General features: G+C 44.2%; 17 protein-coding genes and 3 tRNA genes. 6 read left to right on the plus strand and 14 right to left on the minus strand.

The annotated features are described in order from the left end of the window. Positions 1 to 76: 76 nt before the first annotated feature. From ACE1SE_RS16190 to ACE1SE_RS16235, 10 genes are all read right to left on the minus strand, one after another. Complete coding sequence (locus ACE1SE_RS16190) at positions 77 to 1,498, minus strand: TolC family outer membrane protein (protein WP_374051738.1); 1,422 nt, start codon at positions 1,496 to 1,498, stop codon at positions 77 to 79. Next, positions 1,498 to 2,835, minus strand: coding sequence for an HlyD family type I secretion periplasmic adaptor subunit (locus ACE1SE_RS16195; RefSeq protein WP_374051739.1), 1,338 nt, complete (start codon positions 2,833 to 2,835; stop codon positions 1,498 to 1,500). The genes ACE1SE_RS16190 and ACE1SE_RS16195 overlap by 1 nt, the downstream gene beginning before the upstream one ends. A gap of 51 nt (positions 2,836 to 2,886) precedes the next feature. Then, positions 2,887 to 4,653, minus strand: coding sequence for a type I secretion system permease/ATPase (locus ACE1SE_RS16200; protein ID WP_374051740.1), 1,767 nt, complete (start codon positions 4,651 to 4,653; stop codon positions 2,887 to 2,889). Between the two features lie 308 nt (positions 4,654 to 4,961). Continuing rightward, positions 4,962 to 5,546, minus strand: coding sequence for a tetratricopeptide repeat protein (locus tag ACE1SE_RS16205; RefSeq protein ID WP_374051741.1), 585 nt, complete (start codon positions 5,544 to 5,546; stop codon positions 4,962 to 4,964). Continuing rightward, entirely contained in the window at positions 5,543 to 5,839 is a 297-nt protein-coding gene (locus ACE1SE_RS16210) for a hypothetical protein (protein ID WP_374051742.1), read from the minus strand. The genes ACE1SE_RS16205 and ACE1SE_RS16210 overlap by 4 nt, the downstream gene beginning before the upstream one ends. A gap of 179 nt (positions 5,840 to 6,018) precedes the next feature. Then, entirely contained in the window at positions 6,019 to 6,348 is a 330-nt protein-coding gene (locus ACE1SE_RS16215; RefSeq protein ID WP_374051743.1) for a protease inhibitor Inh/omp19 family protein, read from the minus strand. A gap of 170 nt (positions 6,349 to 6,518) precedes the next feature. Then, on the minus strand, positions 6,519 to 7,952 hold the full coding sequence (locus ACE1SE_RS16220; protein ID WP_374051744.1) for a serralysin family metalloprotease: 1,434 nt from the start codon (positions 7,950 to 7,952) through the stop codon (positions 6,519 to 6,521). Positions 7,953 to 8,476: 524 nt separating this feature from the next. After that, the gene (gene rlmM, locus ACE1SE_RS16225) at positions 8,477 to 9,574 is read right to left on the minus strand and encodes a 23S rRNA (cytidine(2498)-2'-O)-methyltransferase RlmM (RefSeq protein ID WP_374051745.1); all 1,098 of its coding nucleotides are present in this window, start codon (positions 9,572 to 9,574) and stop codon (positions 8,477 to 8,479) included. Further along, positions 9,567 to 9,962, minus strand: coding sequence for a DUF423 domain-containing protein (locus ACE1SE_RS16230; protein WP_374051746.1), 396 nt, complete (start codon positions 9,960 to 9,962; stop codon positions 9,567 to 9,569). Before ACE1SE_RS16230 ends, rlmM begins: the two co-directional genes overlap by 8 nt. 29 nt (positions 9,963 to 9,991) lie before the next feature. After that, a complete protein-coding gene (locus ACE1SE_RS16235; protein WP_374051747.1) occupies positions 9,992 to 10,915 on the minus strand; it encodes a transcriptional regulator GcvA in 924 nt (307 codons plus the stop codon). 404 nt (positions 10,916 to 11,319) lie between these two features. On the opposite strand from ACE1SE_RS16235, the gene csdA reads away from it, so the two are divergent. Together csdA and csdE are read left to right on the plus strand one after the other, a co-directional pair. Continuing rightward, positions 11,320 to 12,525, plus strand: a complete 1,206-nt coding sequence (gene csdA / locus ACE1SE_RS16240; protein WP_374051748.1) for a cysteine desulfurase CsdA — start codon at positions 11,320 to 11,322, stop codon at positions 12,523 to 12,525. A gap of 61 nt (positions 12,526 to 12,586) precedes the next feature. After that, complete coding sequence (gene csdE, locus ACE1SE_RS16245) at positions 12,587 to 13,045, plus strand: cysteine desulfurase sulfur acceptor subunit CsdE (RefSeq protein WP_374051749.1); 459 nt, start codon at positions 12,587 to 12,589, stop codon at positions 13,043 to 13,045. A gap of 6 nt (positions 13,046 to 13,051) precedes the next feature. Here the strand turns inward: csdE and tcdA are convergent, their stop codons facing one another. Together tcdA and mltA are read right to left on the minus strand one after the other, a co-directional pair. Beyond that, positions 13,052 to 13,864 (minus strand): tRNA cyclic N6-threonylcarbamoyladenosine(37) synthase TcdA, encoded by an 813-nt coding sequence (tcdA, locus tag ACE1SE_RS16250; protein ID WP_374051750.1) that lies wholly within the window; start codon positions 13,862 to 13,864, stop codon positions 13,052 to 13,054. 75 nt (positions 13,865 to 13,939) lie between these two features. Next, positions 13,940 to 15,037, minus strand: coding sequence for a murein transglycosylase A (gene mltA / locus ACE1SE_RS16255; RefSeq protein WP_374051751.1), 1,098 nt, complete (start codon positions 15,035 to 15,037; stop codon positions 13,940 to 13,942). A gap of 227 nt (positions 15,038 to 15,264) precedes the next feature. Here mltA and ACE1SE_RS16260 point away from each other — a divergent pair. The 3 genes from ACE1SE_RS16260 (at position 15,265) to ACE1SE_RS16270 (ending at position 15,694) form a co-directional block, all read left to right on the plus strand. Further along, positions 15,265 to 15,341, plus strand: a tRNA-Met gene (locus ACE1SE_RS16260). Between the two features lie 132 nt (positions 15,342 to 15,473). Beyond that, positions 15,474 to 15,550: transfer RNA gene (locus tag ACE1SE_RS16265), tRNA-Met, on the plus strand. Positions 15,551 to 15,617: 67 nt separating this feature from the next. Further along, positions 15,618 to 15,694 (plus strand) — tRNA-Met (locus tag ACE1SE_RS16270). A 167-nt stretch (positions 15,695 to 15,861) separates the two neighbouring features. Here ACE1SE_RS16270 and amiC read toward each other — a convergent pair. Then, positions 15,862 to 17,109, minus strand: a complete 1,248-nt coding sequence (gene amiC / locus ACE1SE_RS16275) for an N-acetylmuramoyl-L-alanine amidase AmiC (protein WP_374051752.1) — start codon at positions 17,107 to 17,109, stop codon at positions 15,862 to 15,864. 239 nt (positions 17,110 to 17,348) lie between these two features. On the opposite strand from amiC, the gene argA reads away from it, so the two are divergent. Next, positions 17,349 to 18,683 (plus strand): amino-acid N-acetyltransferase, encoded by a 1,335-nt coding sequence (gene argA / locus ACE1SE_RS16280; protein ID WP_374051753.1) that lies wholly within the window; start codon positions 17,349 to 17,351, stop codon positions 18,681 to 18,683. Positions 18,684 to 18,731: 48 nt separating this feature from the next. On the opposite strand, the gene recD is transcribed toward argA, so the two are convergent. Continuing rightward, entirely contained in the window at positions 18,732 to 20,639 is a 1,908-nt protein-coding gene (gene recD, locus ACE1SE_RS16285; RefSeq protein WP_374051754.1) for an exodeoxyribonuclease V subunit alpha, read from the minus strand. Positions 20,640 to 20,642 lie beyond the last annotated feature (3 nt).

Below are 20,642 nucleotides of genomic sequence, written 5' to 3' on the forward strand. Positions count from 1 at the left end.
CCCGTTTCTATTATGCGGATCTTAAGGATAAAAAAACGGGGTATCACACCTTAATCATTTCAACAGCGCACTCATCTCAACCAAAATAATCAGCAACTAGCTTAATATGTTCACCCTGTAGTTGACCGGATTCACCTAATAACCCAATCCACGCTTTCATATAGTCATATTTTGCCTGAGAGAGTTCACGGCGGGCGGTATAAAGCTGTTGCTCGGCATTCAATATATCGACATTCACTCTCTGCCCCAATGCCACACTTTTTTGCGTTGCTTTCACTTGTAATGCGGCCGCTTCCACTGCCATTTCATAGGCTCTTATCCGCTTTTCACCATTCACGCAAGCGTTATAATTGCGCCGCAGTGCATTCAGGATTTCCCCAGTCTGTGCATCCATTTCGAATTTAGTTTTACCATAATTTGCGGCTGATTGGCGTACCGATGCCGCCGTCCCTCCGCCATTATAGAGATTCATGGATATTCGCAATCCAATGGAATCTGTCCGGTATTTTTGGTCAATACTGTTGTCGCTACTGGATTTATTTTCACTATGGGAAGCATATAGCTCCAGTTTTGGCAGATATCCTGCCCGGTTACGCTCAATATCGTGATACGCCACATCAACTCTCTGGCGGGCAGCAGCCAGTTGTGGATTCTGACGTAATGCCAGTTGTTCCCAATCAGTGTAATGTTCTAATTCCAGTCTGATGGTTTTAAACCGCGGAGAATCAGATAAACGATTCACGGGCACATCTACTGGTAACGGGATGCCAACTAATAACTGCAAGCCACGAATAGCAGCATCCAGCTCATCTTGCACTGCTAACTCATCAGCCAATACCTGACTGTAACGCGCCTGAGTTTCTGCTACATCGGTACGGGTGCCTTCACCGGAAGAAAATAATTTCTGATTACGTTCCAGTTGTTCCTCATAGGCTGCCCGCTGTTGGGCAACCTGTGCCAGCCGATCCTGAGCATAAGCCACGGTCACATAGCTGTTCACCACTCTGACGGCCAGTTGCTGGCTATCCGCCCGAAAGCGGCTATCACTCATCAAGGCATAAGCCTGACGAGTGCGATAACGCGCCCATGCCTCGAAATCGATCACGGGTTGGGTCAAAATAATCGCCCCACTGTAGCTGTCATACTGTCGATCACGGCTCTCTTTGACGATCCTTCCTCGCTGATCCAAAGATTGCGAATCCATCTTCTGCCAATTTTTGGGTGCATTCTGGTAACTGAAAGATAATTTGGGCAGCAGTTCCGCCAGCCCAAGGTTTTTCTCCTCCTGCCCCGCTTCCTGCTCTTTGATAGCAGCCTGAAACGTCGGATCGTGCTGCAATGCCAGCGCATAAGCCTCCGTTAAGGAAAGCGCACTGGCAAAACGGGGAAATATCAATATCAACATCAATAATACTGATGCAGGCAACAATGTCCTGAAAAACAGGGAAGATAATAAAGTCCGTCTATTGGCAACATAGTGATATATCAACATCCCCATTACTCCTCAATCAGCGAGGTAGACGCCCTGTCCATTAATGGCTTGAACAGATAACTCAACAACGAACGCGAACCTGTTTTGACAAATACCTCAACCGGCATCCCCGGTTTGATATTCAACCCTGCCAGTTTATCCATGCCTTCAGGACTGACTTTCAATCGCATCTGATAATAAGGCTCTCTTGTACGCTCATCCACCAAACGATCAGCCGAAACCACCATCACATTGCCCGTGACTTTCGGCGTCCGGTTCTGGTTAAACGCGGTAAACATCAAATCAACATCTTGCCCCACAGTAACTTTATCAATCAGGTTCACCATTAAACGCGCCTCAACTTCCAGCGCACTCTGGGTCGGCAGGATTTCCATTAATTTCTCACCGGCAGCCACCACGCCCCCCTGGGTAAACACGGTTAATCCAACCACCGAGCCATCCACCGGTGCAATAATAGAAGTATGCGACCGATCAAATTGTGCCGTTTCCAGCTTATTTTTCAGCTCATTCGCCAGAACCTGTACATCGGCCAACTGGCTGCGCACTTCACGTTGGTAATCCGCCTGACGCTGGATAACTCGCTGCTGCGTTTCCTGCCGCTGTTTTTCAAGCTGACCAATTTTTCCGGTCATTTCCGCGATACTGCCACTTAATTCACTTTGGTTACGCAGTAATTCCAGATAGCGGTTGCGGGGAAAATAACCCTCTTCCGTCAGGGGTTGCAAATTAGTCACCTGTTCCTTGAGCGAAACTTGCTGTTGCTGTTTACTCACCAGAGCTTCACGTAGCCCCCTGATTTGAAAATGCAGTCCTTCTTCAGCCTGCTGCATTCCCGCCAGATCACTACGCAGCATCTCACGACGTGATAAAAAGAGCTGTTTTTGCAAGGCCAGAGTCTCGTTAATGCGTGGCTCCGATTGTTGATTCAGTAACATAGGTGGAAAAACAATGGCATCTTGTCCTCGCTGTTCGGCCAAAAGTCGGGCTTCTGTTGCCAATGTGGTGTAAAGCTGCTGTTTCAGGGAATCAATTTGTGCATTAACCTGCACCTGGCTGAGCTGAACCAAAACCTGTCCAGCCTTCACTTGCTCCCCTTCTTTCACCTGAATTTGACTGATAATGCCATTAACCGGAGACTGTATCGTTTTACGATTACCATCAACCACGACAGTACCAGAAGAAGCCACCCCTTTATCGAGTGGGGCAAATGCCGCCCAGATGAAAAACCCCAGAATGCCGATCCCAATAATCAGCCAACCTATTCGCAGATAACGATTTGCATCCAGCGGCAATAATTCCGACACCTCGTTTTGGGCGTCCTTTACGTGAGTCTGATAGGACATCTTTACTCCCAGATAGAAATATCCCAAGGATTGAAATATGGCTGAATCATGTTACGAGGCACGTTCGACCGCTTTTAATTGTGATTGTGACGAAGACTGAGATTGGGATAGCGCCGCCATCACTTGCTGGGAAGGGCCAAACATTTTCATCTTTCCCTGTACCAACAGCAAAATTTTGGTTGTTTGTGAGAGCAATGAAGGTCGGTGCGTGATAACTATCACTGTCTTACCTTGTTCCCGCAATTGCGCAATCGCATGGCTTAAGGCTTTTTCGCCAATATCATCCAGATTCGAGTTAGGTTCATCCAACACCACAAGCGATGGGTTACCATACAGAGCACGCGCCAAACCTATTCGTTGTTTCTGTCCACCTGATAACCCTATGCCACCCGCACCGATTACCGTGTCATAGCCCCGCTCAAGATTAAGCACCAACTCATGAACACCGGCTTTTTTCGCCGCCTCGATGACTTTTTCAGTTTCAACGTCATTAAAGCGTGCAATATTTTCCGCAATCGTGCCGCCAAACAGTTCAATATCCTGCGGCAGATAACCAATAAATGCCCCTAATTCATCTTTATTCCATTGATAGATATCAGCATCATCAAGCCGTACAACGCCTTCTTGCGCCGGCCATACCCCTACCAGCAGGCGAGCCAATGTCGATTTCCCCGACGCACTGGGGCCAATCACACCCAACACATCACCGGAATTCAAGGCAAAATTGATATCCTGCAAGACATATTGGTTATTTGGTGATGATCTGTTTTGCGAGGTTTGGAGTGCCCGTGTTTTACTCGGTGGCATTGCGGATACTTTTTCCATCAGCAACACGCCCTTAGGCGCTGGCAATGACATGCCGCTTTTGCGTTCCGGTTGCGCTTTCAGTAACTTATCCAACCGTTGCCACGACAAGCGAGCCGCACTCCAACTCTTCCAGGCTTGTATCAACTGTTCAATCGGCGACAACGCTCTTCCCATCAAAATGGAACCCGCAATCATCATGCCGGGAGTGATATTGCCTTCAATCGCCAACCAACCTCCCAAGCCAAGAATCAACGACTGCAAAGCCATACGAATCGTTTTGGTCAGTGCCGTGATAGCGGCCGAACGTTCACTGGCAATACGCTGAAAATTGAGAAAGCGCTGATGTAAGCCAAACCAACGATGACGCAATGCGGGTAACATACCGAGTGCTTCAATCACTTCGGCATTACGCAAATTAGTACTGGCTAAGTTGGCGGAGCGCAAAGACAGATGACTGGCTTCTGCCAAAGGTGTTTGAGATAACCACTGGTTCAACACCGCGAGTACAATCAATATGATCGCCCCAAGTAGCGCCAACAACCCCAAATACGGGCTGAACAGGAAGATGACGCAAAGATAGACAGGGAACCAAGGGGCATCAAAAAAGGCAAATAGGGCATTGCCGGTCAGGAACTGGCGGATGGTCGCCAGGTCATTAAGCATCTGCCCTGCATCGGTGGAACCATTTTTCAGATTGGATTCATAGGACGCGGTATAAACCCGTTGGTTCAGGCACATATCAAACTGACTGCCGATACGGATCACGACCTGACTGCGGATATATTCCAGCCCGCCCATCATGGCGAACATCCCCAATGTGATCAACGTCAGCATCAGCAAGGTTATTTCATTACTGGATGGCAGTACGCGATCATAGACTTGCAGCATATAAATAGAGGGAACCAGCATCAGCAAGTTGATGAATGCCGTGAATACCCCAATAGTCCAGAAGACCTTGCTGCGTGCACGGATAACCTCCGTGATTTCATCCTTCGGAAAGCGTAATTTCACAATAATCCCTTAATCATCAATAGATTGAGTCTTGCAATAATATCGATCAAATGAGTATAAGTTAATTCAATCTGATGTCTTTTCCATCTTTTTTTGGCTCCGTATTCTCTTGCTACTTGAGGTTACTTACCACTCTTCTTTTCCTGTTTTAAAATACAGCAGTTATAATTAACAACAAAAACAGAAAGAATGAATTTTTAACTCAGCTGTTTATTCATCATATGGCGGCTATCATCTCCTTCTTTGGCCACCGTATTTTTAGATGATTTTCATGAAATCAAATTACGCTATTTATTTCATGTCGAAATTTATTTTCCTGATTTTTTTAATTTAACGACATCATTCCAATTGTTAATAAAATACGTGCATTCATTACACCCAATTTGACTTGCTTTCTTATAATACTCCTTCGCTTTATCAAAATCTTGTTTTACGCCTATTCCATTCAAATAATTAGTCCCAATAGTGCGGTAACCTTCAAAATGGCCATTTTCTCCAGCCTGTTCAAAGAGAGACCGTGCTTCAGAGAATTTATTTTCTTTTTCAAGAATAAATCCTAAATTAATCATAGATTTTAGCTTAAATTTATCATTTCTAGAAATAGATAAATGATATCTTTCACTGGCCTCCTGATGATTACCTACAGTGTGTTGTATTGCAGCAAGCATCCAATTTGCTTCGGGATCTCCAGCATTTGCTTTATTTACTAACTCAAAATATTCATTTTCATTTTTAGGCATTGGAATAGATAATTCTGGTAAAAAATCATCTGGATAATTAAATATAGCCGATGGAATGTTATGCTTGATCATATTTGAACTCTGCGCCAGAAAAGATAAAAATAATATGGAATAAATTAAATTCTTTTTATTTTTAAAAAATAAACCAATCATAATATAGCCTCGCTAAAAGTATCATTTACTCCTACTATGTCAATGTGAGAGGTAACTGATTCAATTGTCTTATTTTTATTCACTGCAAAATACACATCAACTATCTTAGTCACATTTCCATTATCCCAGTTCACAGTGCTTTCCAATTCATGGACGTTACCGTTAATATCTTTGAATCCATTTTCCTTATGCACAAGATTATTCGTAGATGGTATCGATGTCGGTGACCAAGGCTTAGTTGTTATAGGTGACATAGGCCCAGATGGCGTAAATTGAAATGGAAAAACTGGCATAACGGTTTCCTTATTGAAAGTTAAAGAAATTTCACTTCACCTTGATGGAATATTAATGATAATAGTAATCATTTTCAATAAAGATATTAATAATTGCCAACCAGCCACCTAAGCCAAGGAACAACGACTGCAAGGCCATACGTATAGTTTTGGTCAACACCGTGATAGCGGCTGATCGTTCACTGGCAATACGCTGAAAATTGGGAGAATGTCATGACCAGTTTTCTACCATCAACCAAGTAAGCAACCCACTGTTCTGATTCATGACTAAAAAAGGCCAAACTATTGCCATCATCATCGGTCAATGTGATGCCATCTGGTGATGGATACCATCCTTCAACAGGTTGCCCAATCAGCTCAGTCACACAGGCATTACCTTGCACAGCCCAAAGCGAACCCTCAGGTAAACGGGTATCAGTCAATTCAATACTGCACAACTTATTTCCATCGGAGAGTTGCCATAATCCTTTCAACTCACCTGCGGCTGGCAGCCTCAAACTACTCGCCATACATCCTCCTGCCAAAAAGAGAGAGAAAATTATCGATAAGAACAATTTCGATCTATAAAACCGACAGCTACAAAGCAAGAAATCCACCATTTCCACCTTTCCATCATGTCCACCATACTGCCGTATCCTGCGGGGAATACGGCAATATTCGATTAACGTGATGACATCAATTAGACGATGAAATCTGCTTCAGTTAACGGTTGACCGACAACTTTCACCAGAAAATCGTTGCCCGCCAAATCACCACCCAGGCTGATTTCCAGATCAGTTACCTCGTTCACTTCATCATAAGTGAACAGCACTTCGCCCGCCTTACCTGAGAACGAATCCACAAATTTGATATCGCCAGTACCACCGAAATTGAATTCAGACAGATCGATCTTATCTTCACCAGAGACGAAATCGTGGATCCAGTCTGGATTATCTTGCAGCGATTCTTTGCCATCCAGGTAAACAAAGGTATCGTTACCTTCACCACCCCACAGATGATCACCGCCCAGACCGCCATAAATAATATCATTGCCTGCGCCACCTTTCAGGATGTTGTCTGCACTGTTACCGACCAGAATATCGTCGCCGCTACCACCAATCGCGTTCTCAATAACGACACCACGGGCAATAGAAACGTTGCCTTTCAAGCCACCCACATCAGAGAAAGCACCTTCATTCAGGTTGATACGCTGATTTTGGGTAAAACCTGAGAAATCAAAAGTATCTTCACCACCCGCATCCCAGACACTGAACACCAGTTTGCTGTTGGCATCGGTTGCGGTCATGAAGTCGCGGTCAGTATTAGAATTGAAACCATATATGGTATCACCCGTACGGGTTTCCATATTCGCACCATACAATTTCTGAATGGCAGAGATATCATTCAACAGAGGCGCCGATGAATATTCATATTTAAAATCTTGGCCTGTATATTTTTCAGTAAAATAACTCATGACCGTATAGGCGCGAGTATCTTCAAAATATTCTGCTTTAGTGATATAGCCTGGACGCACTTTATCAGAAGCATCATAATCAGCAGGGTGCTCCAACCCTAGTGCATGACCAATTTCATGAGTGAAAGTCTGACGAGCATAACCATTCACATCAATATCATTGTCTACAAAAGTATGGCTTGTAGCGTCATACCATGTAAAAGCGGTTTTTTGTCCTTGTGGCAGAGTTGCAAATGCATAATCATTGTTGTCACTATGATCAAAGAAACCAAAAGTGATATTCGCTTTTTTAGCACTACTTACTTCGGTAAATTTAATATTGGCAACATCAGACCAGGATTGTAAAGAAAGTTTCGCTGCTTCTTTTTGTTCTTCATTAAAAGCACTGAAGCCAGAAATTTCAAATAACGGCATTATAGCCGGTGTTGATTCCATGAAATGGTACGATAGTTCTAAAGTGCCAGAAGAATCAACATACTTATTGGACCACTTATAGTGGCCTCGCAGAAGCTTATCAGGCGCGTTGTTTCCTAATGGATCATGAGCAACCCGAATAGAAGTGTCGTAATTTGGAACATAGGCTTTAAGAAATGAATTAACTTCCTGAACGGAATTGGAATCAGATAACCCCGTATAGGTATACTTTTTCTTTGAGGCCATATAAATCTCCTGTAAAAACAAGACAAATATCCTAAGAACCCGAAATTTTGATAATAACGGAGGTAAGAGTTTTAAATTCTTTCTAAGGCCCTCTTAGAAATAAAACTCCAGAATAAAATAGCGTTAGTTACTGTCTGTGTAAAAATAATTAATATACTTTTTTAGAATACATATTGAACAAATTTAATTTATGTAATTAATTATTAATTTATCAATGAAATTTTTTTGATAATAAAAAAACAACATAATTTAGTAATAAATAATGTTGTTTTTATCTGCTGATAATTGATCTTAAGAAAGAATTATCTCTTTAGCTGTTTTTTTACCTACTTCTTTAAAGTTAGGTTGTTTTTCATCCAACTTGAAATTAATTCCACATTTCTGGATTTCACATTGTGTATTTGGGATAAGGGTAACTGAAATAGTTGAATCAAGTGGTATGACAACAGACAAGGAGGATAATAAGAAGATAGATAGAATAATTGCTGCCAATAAGGCAGCATATTTAACGATAAAGGATTGTATCAATAATCCCGATCAGTTGCATACAGGGACCAAATACGACGAACGTGTACGGTAATCTCTTCACGATCGTGATACAAGTGTTTTGCCTGGATCTGCGCATTCACACCATTCTCTTTCAGTTGCTGTTCTATTTTTTGCAATAGATGAGCGACTTCTTCATAACGCTTTTTCATCGGCAACTTAAAATTGAATATCGCTTCACGACACCAGCTTTTTACCAACCAATCCGTCATCAATTGGGCAACTTTGGCAGGTTTTTCAACCATATCACAAACCAGCCAGTAAATGTTTTTCACTGGCGGCTCAAACTTAAAGCCATCCACACGATGATGCTTTACCTGACCTGTTTCCATCAAGCTATCAGCCATCAGGCCATTATCTACTGCATGAACCATCATGCTGCGTTTTACGAGCTGGTAAGTCCATCCTCCCGGGCAAGCACCAAGATCCACCGCGTGCAGGCCACTACCCAGACGCTCTTCCCATTCGTCATAAGGAATGAATATATGAAAGGCTTCTTCCAGTTTCAGCGTTGAACGGCTTGGTGCATCTGAAGGGAATTTAAGGCGAGGAATCCCCATATAAAAACGGGAGTTATTATTGCTATAGGAATACCCGACATAGCAACAGCCCGGAGCAATGAAAAAGACATGGATAACAGGACGACTATAATTTTCCTTTGCCAGCAAAAGTTTTTCCTGACGCATCGCATTACGTAACGGAACCGTAAACTTACGGCAAAACTTCATCAGTTCCTTGCCTTCATTGGTATCCGGCACCTCGACACGCAGTTGACCTGCCCTCTCAATGACACCAATCAGCATACCGACAATCGGGGTAATGCGATCTTCCTGCGGCAAATCTTTCAGCAATTCGCCCACAACCAACATTTGGCGAGCAAAAACCAATTCACCGAACGGTATTTCACGGATCAGACGATCCGCATCATCAGGCTGATAACACTCAAACAGCACATATCCACTGTTCTCTTTCACACGGGCAAAACCGTAAATTTCTTTTTTACCCGCCTTATCGGTAATCTCTGCCGCACACTCTTTTTCAAAACCTGGGCGGCAATATAAAGCAACTTTATTCATGGCTAAGCGCCGATTTCCTTAGACGCAGAGCGCCAATTAATACACATAACCAACCAATGAGAAAACTAAACCCACCAATTGGGGTCAAATAAACCAGAAATTTTAGCGGTAAAAAGGCCAGACAATAAAGGCTGCCACTAAACAGCACAATTCCCGCCGTGAAAAAAATCCCACTCCAACCAAACGGTGCTACAGGCTGGCGCATCGACAATGCTGCCAGAGCCATCATGGCGAGTGTATGCAGACCTTGATATTGCAGGCCGGTATGAATCCATTCCATCTGACGTGGTGTCAGGAGAGGTGCTAACATATGTGCCCCCATCGCGCCCAATGCCACGTAGAAAAAACCACTGATCCCAACAAAAATAAGCATAGTTCGACTGCTCATCACAGGCTCCTGTCTCTGTTTGTCAGTTATTAGGTATATTGGGTAATAAACCCTAACCTTTCTTGCTCAGTTGCAGCCTGGGTTAGTATCCATTTGCGGAAAGCCGCAATCTTACCCAATTCTGCCTGATTATCGTGACAAACCAAATAAAATGCATTCTTGCTAACCAAAACATCATTAAATGGGCAGACAAGACGCCCTGCATCAATTTCATTTTGTGCCATAACATTATTGGCTAGCGCAACACCTTGACCATGCACAGCCGCCTGGATCACCATCGCACTATGGCTGAATATTGGCCCCTGCTGGACATTAATCTGTTGCTGCATATCAAGCTGGCGTACATAGGCTTGCCAATCCCGACGGGATGAATCATGCAATAAAGTATGCTTGGCAAGATCTGCAGGAGTTTTCAATGGGCGATCACCCGTCAGCAACGCAGGAGAACAGACAGGCAGCAGATATTCGGGATAAAGGCGATCGGTGCGCAATCCCGGCCAGTTGCCTCGTCCATAAAAAATCGCGACATCGACATCATCAGACAGTTTATCTTCTTCCCGATCCACAGCCTGAATACGGACATCAATTCCCGGAAAACTCTGATTAAAACCTGAAAGCCGTGGTACTAACCACTGAATCGCAAAACTAGGAGACAAACTAACCGTTAATGCCCCTTTGGCGCTACGAGCCTGAAGTTTGCGGGTCGCGTCATTGATGGCGGTAAAAATTTCCTTGATATCGAGATAATAACTCTGACCATCTTCCGTCAACAATAGCGAACGGTTACGACGACGAAAAAGTTTTAATCCCAGAAAATCTTCCAAACTTTTCATTTGATGGCTAACAGCGGCCTGAGTCACAAATAATTCTTCTGCCGCTTTAGTAAAACTTAAATGACGGGCCGCAGCATCAAAAACGCGTAACGCATTGAGTGGAGGTAAACGTTTAGACATGTTCGTTTCTTATTTAGTAGTGATGATACCGGTAACTCTTTTCATTCAGTTATTAGTTTTTGTAATCCGAAGCATTATAATTTGTCCATTGATGATATACCAGCAAATCCCTATAGTGTGCGCACTTCCTAAGCCGGAACGAAAAGTCTCTTTGTAGCGATACATTGAAGCTTTTGGCTTTGTGGTTGTGATGTTGTGTTTGCAAGTTGTCTGGGAAACCAGACTTTGTAGCATAAGCTACTGTTTTTTCACTTCCTGTACATTTACCCTGTCTGTCCATAGTGATTTTTTATTGCACCGCAATTGCGGTGCTTTTTTTCCCTGCTTTCTCCTGTAGAATTCCTTATCTCTTGATTAAAGAAAAACTCATTCTTTATCACAAAACGATTAAATTAGCAGCGTTTATGAAAGCCTTTGACTCAGAAAAATTCCGCCAGCAATTTCCAGCCCTGCAACAATCCACCACATTTCTGGATAGTGCAGCCACGGCATTAAAACCGGTATGTATGATTGAAGCGATCGGGCACTATTACCAAAACCACAGTGCAACAGTGCACCGCAGCCAACATGCCACTGCGCAAGCCATGACTGCTCGTTATGAGAAAGCTCGTTCACTGGTAGCGGAATTAATTAATGCACCATTACCTGAAGATATCATCTGGACAAAAGGAACCACTGAGTCTATCAATCTGGTTGCCCAAAGTTACTTTCGACCTCGTCTGAACGCTGGTGATGAAATCATTGTCAGCGAACAGGAACACCACGCGAACCTGTTACCGTGGCTGATTCTGGCGCAACAAACCGGCGCCAAAATCGTTAAATGGCCGATTGGCAATCAACGCCAACCAGAAATCGATACGCTGGCAGAACTCTTGAATGAAAAAAGCCGCTTAGTTGCCATCAGCCAAATGTCTAACGTTACCGGTGCCGCAGTAGATTTGGCACAAGTCACCGCACTCGCCCATCAATATGATTGCTGTGTTCTGGTCGATGGTGCTCAGGGTATCGTTCATGCGCCTGTCAATGTACAGCAACTGGATATCGACTTTTATGCTTTCTCTGCCCATAAACTGTATGGCCCGAATGGATTGGGTGTATTGTATGGTAAAAGTGAATTACTGAACGCGATGTTACCATGGCATGGCGGTGGCAAAATGCTGACCCAAGTCTCGTTCGATAGTTTTACACCGGAAGCCGTACCTTATCGTTTTGAAGCGGGAACACCCAATGTTGCTGGCGTGGTTGGCTTTGCAGCGACCCTGGAATGGTTGAAAACCATCGATATCCAGCTTGCTGAATCCCATGCGATTGCCCTGGCGGATTACACCGAACAGCAACTCAGTACACTGACGGGATTTAACAGTTACCGTGTGGCCGGTTCCAGTTTGCTGGCTTTCAATATCGCCGGAATACACCACAGTGATTTAGCAACGCTGATTGCAGAACAAAATATCTCCCTGCGTTCAGGCCAACACTGTGCCCAGCCATTGCTGGATGCCCTTGGTATCAGCGGCTGTCTGCGCACTTCGTTCATGCCTTATAATAACCAGCAAGATGCGGATAGATTGATCAGCGCCGTAAAGTTTGCGCTAGCACTACTAAATGATTGATATTTTTCTATCATGGCAGCCCTATCAGTAATCGATGAATATATTGCAAGATAAATAACCCATGACACAACTCTCAGACAGCATTCTGGCTCCGCATCCATTCGGAACAGAAATTACAGAACAACAACTTATTGAAAAATTTCAGCAATGTAAATTGTGGGAAGATCGTTATCGCCAGCTCATCGGTCTCGCCAGAAAGTTGCCTCCTCTGGCGGATGAACTAAGACAACAAAATATCGAAAGATCAGGCTGTGAGAATCGCGTCTGGTTAGGGTATCAACGACTTGCAGATGGCCGATTACATTTTTATGGCGATAGTGAAGGCCGTATTGTCAAAGGGTTATTAGCCATCGTGCTGACCGCCGTAGAAGGCAAAACCCCAGAGCAGGTTGTGCAAATGCCTTTGACAGAGCTATTTCAACATCTCGGCCTTGAACAACAACTCAGTGGCTCAAGGCTCAATGGTGTGAAATCCCTGATAAATACCATTCAGGAAATAGCGAACATTTACATTCATTAGATTCGCTTAAAGCGCATTTTCCCGTTCAGCTTTCGCCACCATTTTTTTCAATGCGTGGGATACAGCAACAAAACCAAAAGTTGCCGTAACCATGGTTGCGGCACCAAAACCAGAAGCACAATCCATTCGCTTGGAACCCTCCGCAGTGCTCTTGGCAGCACAAACTGTGCCATCAGATTGCGGATAAACTAGCTGTTCAGTTGAAAAAACACAGTCAATGCCTAATTTTCCCTTGCCGTTTTTCACTACGCGGTAATCCGACTTCAAGCGCTCTTTCAATTTCGCCGCCAATGGATCTTGCACCGTTTTTGCTAAATCCACCACCTGAATCTGGGTAGGATCAAGTTGTCCGCCCGCTCCGCCAGTCGTCACAAGCGGGATCTTATAGCGGCGGCAATAGGCCAGTAACGCTGCTTTTGGTCGTATGCTATCAATGGCATCAATAACATAGCTAAACCCCGTGGACATCAATTCAGCCACATTATCCGGGGTGACAAAATCATCAATGCAAGTAACCCGACACTCAGGATTAATCGCTCGTATCCGCTCCGCGATGACTTCTGTCTTTGGCAAGCCCACATTCTGTACCAAGGTGTGCAACTGGCGATTGGTATTGGTGATGCAAACATCATCCATATCAATCAACGTAATAGCACCAATACCGGTACGCGCCAACGCTTCTGCCGCCCATGAACCCACACCGCCAATTCCGACAACACAGACATGTGCACGGGCAAATAATGAAAGCGCTTTCTGGCCATATAACCGCGCCGTACCAGCAAAACGCTGAAGATAAGCATCAGAGAGAGAAACTTGCATTGCTAAATAAATCCTGCATAAAACCTACCTCTATTGAGATAGGTTATCGATTGATGGTTTGAACTGGAGGGGATCTTACTGGTTTGACGCCAAAAAACCAGATGATACTTTCTTCAATACCCAAACACGGCCATAGTGATTATAAAAACCCGCCATTTCACCCGCTTTCTCCCCAACACCGTGATAAATATCGAAATGGTTCCCTTTGATGGCACCACCAACATCCAGCGCCACCATCAGACGCATCCGATACTGACCGGTAAATTTGCCCTTTTCATCCAGCACAGGCACTTCTGCCAGCAATGCGGTTCCAGGAGGGATCAATGATTTATCAGACGCGACCGATGCTTTTGCAATAAGGGGTACAGCACTGGCTCCCCGCACAAGGGTATAGGATTCAGGTTTAAAGAAAACGAATGAAGGATTCTGCTCCAGCACTTCTCTCACTTCGGCCTCGCTGTGCTGTTCTCCCCACTGACGGATAGCTTTCATCGACATTTTTTCACTCGGTACTTCTCCACGGTCAATCAGCACCTTGCCAATACTGCGATAGGCCTGCCCATTTTTTCCCCCATAGCCAAAAAAGGTCAATGGGCGTCCATCACCAAAATCGACATAACCACTCCCTTGAACTTCCATCATAAAATTATCCATCAGGGAATTACTGTACCCAATAATAAATTTCTTGCTCAGAGCACCTCTATATATCTCAGCGCGACTTGGCAAACGGGAACGTAGATGAGTTGGCATACGATACAATGGATATTTAAACTCTCCTTGCTTAGTATGTCGTGCTTGCAAAACCGGCGTATAATAACCAGTAAACTTCACGTTGCCGTATTTATCTTCACCTTCCATCTGATAAGCCAGCAAACCGAACTCATTTAAGTCACGGGTATCACCACCAGACAGCATCCAATGCTCAATTGCATTAAATAATTTACGGTTATTGTCATAAAGACGAGGAGAAGCTTTGCTGATATATTCAACTTGAGTCACAAAGTCCTTAGCATTAACCGGAGAACCTTCAGCATTAGGGATATTCACCAACTGGAGGTTTCGGATAATTCGCCCATCCTTATACTGCTGCGCCTGATCAGTGGGTCGGAAATGGCATCCCGATAATAACGAAATGACAAATCCAAATAAAAGATATTTGCCGTAAACTCTCATATTAATGCCTTATCTCTGGCTATCGCTTACTCGAACCGCGAACAATACCAAACACTCATAAATAATGAAATGTAGTTAGATAAAATAGCTTACCGTTTCAGCCAAACCCATCGAGCAAAAACAAAACAATCAGGCCATTTTTAAATCAAAAAACAAACAAATTTAGTAAATATCAATAAAAAAACTTGCAACCGCTCCGTTCCTGAGTATAGTGTGCCGACATCGGACGCGGGGTGGAGCAGCTTGGTAGCTCGTCGGGCTCATAACCCGAAGGTCGTCGGTTCAAATCCGGCCCCCGCAACCAATTCGATTGCATGTCATCCTCGGTATGATGTCGCATCGATTTGCTCTGGCAGCAAAGACAATTGGCAGTAAAAAATGTCATCATTTAGTATTTGCATTCATGGTTACTCATCAAGATTTGCAAATAGACGGACGCGGGGTGGAGCAGCCTGGTAGCTCGTCGGGCTCATAACCCGAAGGTCGTCGGTTCAAATCCGGCCCCCGCAACCAATGCTATATGATGTCATTACTTAGTGTTTGCATTCATGATTGCTATCAAGATCTGCAAATAGACGGACGCGGGGTGGAGCAGCCTGGTAGCTCGTCGGGCTCATAACCCGAAGGTCGTCGGTTCAAATCCGGCCCCCGCAACCAAATATTTTCTTTTTCATTTTTTCCCTTCAATTTTCATCTGATTATTATTTCCTATTCTATTACCTGATTTCCACTGATTTCAAAATGAATATTTAAATCCGGTTTAAATATGAATATAAAGTAAATAACCATCATTGCATCATAAGCAATAAGCCTTAGCAGATATTTTAACGCCGTGCCAATTCAGCCCCATTCTTGAAATACGCCTTAATACCAGCGAAAATAGATTCGGCCACTTGTTGCTGGAATTTCGCTGTCTTAAGTTTGCGTTCTTCTTCCAGATTACTGATAAATGCTGTTTCTACCAAAATGGAAGGGATATCTGGTGCTTTCAATACCGCAAATCCCGCCTGATCGACACTATTTTTATGCAGTTTATTGATTCTTCCCACCCGCTTGAGCACTTCTTTACCAAATTTCAAGCTATCATTGATAGTCGCGGTTTGAACCAAATCCAACATGGTATGATCCAAATATTTATCGCCACTTTTACTGACTCCACCAATTAAGTCGGCCTCGTTCTGAGTTTGGGCGAGAAAACGGGCTGTATTGCTGGTCGCGCCCTTAGTGGAAAGCGCAAACACGGATGATCCCCGTGCTGAGCGATTTGTAAAGGCATCCGCATGAATAGAAACAAAGAGATCAGCCTGCATCTTACGCGCTTTTGCCACCCTCACCGTCAAGGGAATAAACACATCTTCATTACGCGTCATGTAAACTTTCATGCCCGGCTCACGTTTGATGAGTGCCTGTAAACGACGGGCAATCTGCAACACGACATCTTTTTCACGGGTTTTATATTTCCCGATTGCTCCAGAATCTTCACCACCATGACCGGGATCGAGCATAATCACAATCGGCCTGTCTTTGCCTGCCTTGCCGGGTTTACGTGTTTGTGCAGGCAAATGTTGCTCTAAACTCCCACTGTTATACTCTTCAAGCAGAGCTAATAAAGGATCATTAACCACATCAACAGCCTTTTGGGGATACAAATCGAGCACCAAACGATGTTTAAACTTTGCAATTGGTGGCAAGGTGAAAATGTGCGGGGAGACAGGTTGTTTGATTTCAAAGACTAAACGTACCGTTTTAGGATTAAATTGCCCTGCCCGCACTAATTTTAAGTAAGGATCACGCCGCTGAACCTGTGCCCCCATACTGCTCAAAATGTGATTAAGTTGAATACCCTGCAAATCAATAACAATACGATTAGGCTTTGAAAGCGAAAACTGGCGATATTTAAGTGGAATATTAGACTCCAGCGTCACTCTGGTATAACTTGATGCGGGCCAAATACGAACAGCAATAACTTTTGAAGTCGCTGCATAACCTATTGGGCTGATGCTTAATAACCATACAGCGGCTGCGCCTTTCAGCAGGCGACGACGTGAAGTATTATGGTCTGAATGACTCATTGTTTATTCCGCTTAAAAACAACCAAACGCAGTAATCTTTACCAAACATAATAGTTAGGCAGGAACTCTAATTAATTAGCACACTTCTGTCATCAAAAAACGTATTTTCTGATCATCTAATTTATTTATACCAATATAAATAATAACGTTATTTTTATCCATGTTTCCTCTTGCCATTTCCCCTCAAAAAGAATAAAAATACAAAAAATACGAATAAAAATTCAATCAGAGAGGGTTTCATGAACGAACGCAGTACCGAATTGGTTGAAGTCTTACGTCACTCAGTCCCATATATCAATGCACATCGAGGTAAAACCTTTGTCATTATGCTGGGAGGTGAAGCCATCGCCCATGAGAATTTTTCTAATATCGTCAACGATATTGGATTACTGCATAATCTGGGCATTCGTTTAATCGTTGTTTATGGTGCCCGCCCACAAATTGAACAGAATATTGCCGAACACTATTGCCAATCGGTTTACCACAAACACACCAGAGTAACCGATGCCAACACACTGAATTTGGTCAAACAGTCAGCAGGCCTATTACTGCTAGAAATCACAGCACGTCTTTCCATGGGCTTAAACAATACCCCATTACAAGGCGCTAATATTAGTGTCGTCAGCGGAAACTTCGTTATCGCCCAACCTTTGGGAATCGATGACGGCATCGATTATTGTCATAGTGGCAGAATTCGTCGTATTGATGAGAAAGCAATCAACCAACAACTGGATAATGGTGCTATTGTGCTGATTGGGCCCGTTGCGGTTTCCGTTACAGGAGAAAGTTTTAACCTCACTTCCGAAGAAATTGCAACACAACTGGCAATCAAATTAAAAGCAGAAAAATTAATTGGATTTTGCTCATCTCAGGGTGTGCTTGACGCTGAAGGTAACACTTTATCAGAAATGTTCCTTAATGAAGGAGAAGCTCACCTGCACAAATTGGAAAACTCCAGTGATTATCATTCAGGAACCGTGCGTTTCTTAAGGGGAGCGATTAAAGCCTGCCGCCGTGGTGTTCGCCGCAGCCACTTGATCAGTTATCAAGAAAATGGCTCATTAGTTCAGGAACTATTTTCCCGCGAAGGTATCGGTACTCAAATAGTTATGGAACGTTCCGAACAGATACGCCGCGCCAATATTAATGATATTGGTGGCATTCTTGAACTTATTCGCCCGTTGGAGCAACAAGGTCTTTTGGTACGCCGTTCACGTGAACAACTGGAAATGGAGATTGATAACTTCACTCTGATTGAACTCGATAATATCACTATCGCCTGCGCTGCCCTATATTCCTATCCCAATGAAAAAATCGGAGAAATGGCCTGCGTTGCTGTACATCCAGACTACCGAAACTCTTCCAGAGGTGAAATTCTGCTAGATTCAATTTCCAGTCAGGCGAAACAAAAAGGGCTGGAAAAACTTTTCGTACTCACAACCCGCAGTATTCACTGGTTTCAGGAAAAAGGCTTTAAGCCCGCAGAAATAGATATGTTGCCCGTGGAAAAACAAGCGCTGTATAACTATCAGCGCCGTTCCAAAATTTTGATGCTGGATTTACAGGCTTGCTGAAACTTACTTACGTCAGGCTAACCCTATAATCCTTGACCACATTGCTTTTCATTGCGGGTTGAACCAATCTGCCAACCCGCTCCGCCGCTGTGTTGCTGTAGCCACAGCTTTATCCAAAACTGGCTTATTGGCATAAATCGTCAATTTTTCCCTCGCTCGCGTCAGTGCAGTATACACTAATTCCCGACTGACTATTGGTGAGTGTTGGGTCGGTAACACCAAGGCCGTATGCTCAAATTCAGACCCTTGAGATTTATGCACTGTCATCACATAAGCCGTTTCATGTTGGGGCAACCGGCTCGGCTGAAATCCTTTAATCTGTCCATCAGACAACTGGAAATAGGCTTTCAGCTCATTATCCTGATTTTTGAGCATAATCCCGATATCTCCGTTAAACAACCCAAGGGTGCTGTCATTACGCAATATCATGATAGGGCGTCCGACATAACCACGGCTCTCCACATTTTGGGGCAGGGTAATGATACCTTTCCTGTGCAGTAATTGTTCCACTCGTTGGTTCAGCCCCGTAACACCAAAAGGGCCTTCCCTTAACGCGCACAATAATCGAAAACGATTAAATACTGCCAAAATGGCGTCTTCCGCCATCCGTTCATTTGCCATTGCCAAATATTGAGAGTAACCAGCAGCGGTTTCCGTCAACAAACGTTGATAATCCTCATCCGCTGCAAGTGGATAAAAATCAACATCGGGAAAAGACTGATTCAGCACTGCCGCAACTCCTCTGTGATCCCCTTGATTCACAGCGGATGCCAATTGCCCAATGCCGGAAGCCAAGTTGAAGCGATAACTTTTGCGCAGCAGACACAAGTTATCCCGCACGGCAGGCGTATTTTTACCGGAATGTAAGGTGGAATAAGATGTTAACTGACATCCAGTCAAGCGCTCCAATTGCTCAGCCCGCCTGACGCTATAACCTTGTTCAGCAAAACGGCAAATATCTCCCAATACCGCTCCTGCTTCAACCGATGCAAGCTGGTCTTTATCCCCTAAGAAAATCACTTTCGCCCGTGGTGGCAAAGCATCAACCAAGCGAGCCATCATCGGTAAATCTACCATTGAGGCTTCATCAATGATCAAAATATCAAGGGACAGCGGATTATCACGCCCATAACGCAGTTTCTGGCTATCGGGTTGCGCCCCCAGTAAACGATGGATAGTTTGTGCCTGTTCTGGAATGCTATGCCACTGTTCTGGCGTCAAATCGAGTTTCTTGACCGCTTCTCTCAGCGATTCAGTTAATCTGGCCGCAGCTTTACCGGTTGGTGCCGCCAATTGAATACTTAATTTTTTCCCTTCATGCAACTTGATCAAGGCAGCCAACAACTTCGCTACTGTTGTGGTTTTGCCGGTTCCTGGCCCACCAGAGATCACAGAAATACGGCTCGTTACAGCTACTGCTGCCGCAACCTTCTGCCAATCAATTTCCCCGTCAACAGTGACACCAAAAAGCTCATCCAAAATGCGACGTAGCTGAATTTCATCAAGAGCTGTTTGATCATGGGAAAGTTGATTAAAAGTCGCAGTGAACTCCACAGCAGCAAAAAAATCCGCCACCCGCTTTTCACTTTGCCACATGCGTTGTAAATATAGGCGGTAATCACTCCCCTTTTGATGGGAAAGGATCATCGGTGCCGGAGATTCTCCCGTACTTACCGCCGGACATGTCTGTAAAACAGCCAGAATTTGCTGTTGATCAGGTTCTCCGGCCAAAGACCAAAGCGATACAGCTAAATCCGGCTGCCTGCCTTCAAAAAAATATTTTGGTGAAATCCGCTCCAGTGGCAAACAGACATGCCCCGCGCCTGATTCAGCGCTTAACAAAACCGTAATCAACAGTAGTAGCGGGTTTTCATCCTCAATCATCGCATAAGCAAACTGCACATCCAAAGGGCGTAGCAGCTTCTGGCTCACCGCCTGTTGCAATAATAACATCATGGA

The sequence above is a fragment of the Xenorhabdus taiwanensis genome (assembly GCF_036512875.1).
Taxonomy (GTDB): domain Bacteria; phylum Pseudomonadota; class Gammaproteobacteria; order Enterobacterales; family Enterobacteriaceae; genus Xenorhabdus; species Xenorhabdus taiwanensis.